The sequence below is a fragment of the Streptomyces sp. NTH33 genome, from assembly GCF_003236365.1.
Lineage (GTDB): Bacteria > Actinomycetota > Actinomycetes > Streptomycetales > Streptomycetaceae > Streptomyces.
Window position 1 is genome coordinate 1 of sequence record NZ_POTZ01001107.1, and the last position, 492, is coordinate 492.

The 492-nt window shown below is 74.4% G+C and carries 1 protein-coding gene; it reads left to right on the forward strand.

The features are described from left to right. On the forward strand, nt 1-492 hold a 492-nt coding region (locus C1I97_RS38700; protein WP_146608487.1), incomplete at both ends, for a class I SAM-dependent methyltransferase.

The window sequence follows — 492 nt, forward strand, 5'->3', positions numbered from 1 at the left end:
GCCCGCCACCGGGCACCGACCCCGCGTACCTCCCTGGCGCTCGACGCCGGCTGCGGCGCCGGCCGCAACCTGCCCGCGCTCCTCGCCGCCGGATACCGCGTCCTGGCCGCCGATCTCCACCCCGGGATGCTCGACCAGGCCCGCAGGCACACCCAGCCCGGCCTCGCCCTCATCCAGACGGACCTCGCCCGCCTCCCGCTGCGCGACCAGGCCGCCTCCGTGATCGTCTGCCACGGCGTCCTACACAACCTCCCCGACCACACCCTGCTGGCCGCCGCGCTGCACGAGCTGCGCCGCGTCCTCGCCCCGGGCGGCGTGCTGTCACTGAACACCTTCACCGCCGACTACCTCGACCCCTGCCTCCAGGACCTCGGCGCCGACATCTACCGCCTGCCCAACGGCCAGCACATGACCCTCCTGGACTCCGGCCGCCTGCGAGAACTCCTCCGCCACACCGGCCTGTCCGTACAGGGGACGCCCGCGCAGTACCTC